This is a genomic window from Planktothrix sp. (assembly GCF_046067725.1).
Taxonomy (GTDB): Bacteria; Cyanobacteriota; Cyanobacteriia; order Cyanobacteriales; family Microcoleaceae; genus Planktothrix.
On sequence record NZ_JBJUDF010000160.1, the window covers coordinates 1 to 2,905 of the forward strand.

Genomic DNA, 2,905 nt, shown 5'->3' on the forward strand with positions numbered 1-2,905 from the left:
GATGGTTCTCCTCAAGATGATCCTACAAATAATATCCATTGGGATACCGGAGATTGTCATGCTAAAGCCAGTAGCAGTTTAATGGCATTATTAGAGGCTTATCCTAAAGATTTAGATCCACCAGTTCCAATTGATGAACAACAACCGATTGGATTACAATTTAGAGCGGCTTTAAGAAATGAATGGGTGGCGAAGGGAACTGTTGCTTATAATCCTGCATTAGATGATACTGAATTTGATTTAGTTATTCCCCTCAGTTCTTTGAAAGGAAATAAGCCACCATTAGGCAATTATGAAGGTAAAATTTTAGTTGGTGTTGTTCATGAAGCTGAAGAACGGAGAGCAAAACCGGGTTGGATGTTGTGGCAATGGTTTGATTTCTCTACTTTAGAAGAAGATGGCATTATCACTAAGCTTGAGGAGAAATGTCAGAATTTAGCAGGTGCATTTAATTCAATTCAGAATCTTGCTGAAATTATGCGAGTAGATTTACAAGAAGCTGAAGAAGAATTAGCAGACCTTGATGATAATCCTGATGCTGAAGCTGAATATGCTAACATTGCCGCCCGTGTGATTCAAGCTGATAGAAATGGTTTATTATTATTACATCCTTATATTGTCAAGAAAGTTAAAGAAAGATGTCGAGAAATGTGGAAGAATTTGGCTAAAGCAGCCGGAGTTCGATTCTATTCTGTGATGTGTATGCCTGATCAGTATTTTGAACGATATCAGGTGAAGTTACCCGATGGTAAAATGCAATATAGTCCTAAAGCTTTCTGTTCGAAATCATTTAATCAAGGTGAATATATTGTGTTTTGTAATCCTATGAGACATTGGGGAGATGTGCAGTTATGGCAAAATAAACATGAAGGAATGTTTGTCAATGACCCTGGAGTATTAGCCGCTACTCGTGAATTATTGTTAGAATTAGGAAGAGATACCGATGGTGATTTTGTCCAATTAATTAAGAGTAATGTTTATCCGAATGTTAGGAATGCGATCGCTAATTTCACTTCACCACCAACTGTTAAAAAGTTTCCCAAAGTTCCATTAACAGGTAGTTTTCAGCAGATTGCCATTAATTCTATGAATGATCTAACAGGAGTTGTAGCATCTCTATTAGGTAGAGCTAGGGCAGTCAGAGCCGAGGATAAAGTTCTCAATATTCCCAAGGAAGGCGAGATGCGAATTATTGATTTCCTTTCCCAAGAATTACAAATTGCTGTTGATAGTTTAAAATCGGCTTATCCTAATAATACAGAAGGATTAGATATTGTTAGAAATTTCCTAGATGCTGTTGAAGGCGATGTTAAATGGTTAGCTGATTTGAAATCCGATGATTGTTATTTAACCCGTCCTTGCTTTGTGAATAACTATTTAACTGATACCGTAACTCGAATTGTCCAATTGGTTAATAGTTATTGGCGCAGTCCTGACCTTAAAGAAGATAGCAGTCCCCAAGCTTATCAAAATGTTCTGTTTTCCAATGTACAAGTTGATGGTTATCAGATGCAGTTAGCAACTCAACATCGAGATAGTTACCGGGAAGAGATGGGTAAAGCCATTGCTCATCGAGAACAAAATGATGGTGATGATAGATTAATTAAAGCCGTTGCTGAGAATGCAAGGTTACGACGAGATGAACTGCTTAAACTTCCGAAACGAGATGGTAGTTTTTATTCGGGAGAATCTTGGGCAGCGGCTTATTGGCGGGTGAGTCATACTGCTCATACTGGAACAGCCGGGTTAGTGTTTCTGTTGTTTGCTGATGAAATTATTGGTGAATTAAATAATACCAAATTAGAAGAAGCAAAAGTTTTAACCGTTTATGCGATTCAATATGGTAAATGGGCAACTCCCCGTCGCGCACCTTGGAAGGGTCAGGAGGTTGACGTCAGAGCCTATATGACTGAATCTCAAGGGAAGAAATACTTGGCTTTAGAGATGAAATGGGATGGTGCTCAAACTCAAATTGGATTCCATCACTTAGGAATGATTGGAGATAAATCTCATGCTTATGTTCTTCCGGGTTGGACAAAACGAATGAAAATCTATGGCGCTGCTTATGAAAATGATAAATATCCAAGGAAAAGAACAGGTGAAGATAAAACTACACGAGTTTATCTCTTTGACCTGTCTCTGAGTGAAGAACAAATTCAAGACTTTTTAGAGTTTAAATAGTTGATTATTGGAGATAAATCTATTACAATCGAATCAGAATTAAGACTTTTGAATGAACAATGGATACAACTTACATTGAACAAACAACTGGATTTTCTGAACAGACCGTTAAAGGAGTAATTGACGGTTTCATTAAGTTTATTCAGTTAGAGTTACGGGCAGGTAATGAAGTTAAAGTTTCTGACTTTGGCGTATTTTATCCGAAAGAACTGGGTGAACGACAAGCTCGGAATCCACGCACCGGGGAAGTGATTATCGCTAAACCCCGAACTAAACCTCGATTCAAATTCTATGATAGCTTCGAGAAAATGATTCAGGATGAAGTTGAGGGACGAGGGGCCAGGGACAAGGGACAAGGATTAAATACTGCATCAAATACTGCATTATCTGCGCCACCCCCACCACCCCAAGATTTAATCACACCACCAGCACCAGTCCCACCGCCGCCACCTGCCGAGATGGTTAGCCGAACCTGGCACATTAGTTTGAGTGGAGAGAAAGTTGAACCTGTGGCTGAAAATCAGTTAATTACCAAAGGTGTAACGTCTGCAACTCCAATTTGGTCAGAGGGAACCGGATGGAAACGGGCGGGTGAAATTCCCGAACTGAAATATTTGTTTGCTGCTTAGGAGGTGAAGATGAGGGTCATTAATACAAGGGGTGAGTGCTAAAGTGCTTGCCCTTTTGATTTTGGGTAAAGTGATGAAAGAAAAAGAAATTGTAT

Annotated in this window: 2 protein-coding genes; both read left to right on the forward strand. The window is 39.0% G+C overall.

The annotated features are described in order from the left end of the window. Positions 1–2,181 (forward strand): hypothetical protein (locus ACKPEB_RS09620; protein WP_408964660.1); only part of this gene is annotated, 2,181 nt, incomplete at its 5' end. A gap of 59 nt (positions 2,182–2,240) precedes the next feature. Then, complete coding sequence (locus ACKPEB_RS09625; protein ID WP_408964661.1) at positions 2,241–2,810, forward strand: HU family DNA-binding protein; 570 nt, start codon at positions 2,241–2,243, stop codon at positions 2,808–2,810. The last annotated feature ends 95 nt before the right edge of the window (positions 2,811–2,905 follow it).

Coding starts and splice junctions, on each gene's coding strand:
- ACKPEB_RS09625 (WP_408964661.1), top strand. CDS start 2,241: ATGGATACAACTTACATTGAACAAACAACTGGATTTTCTGAACAGACC.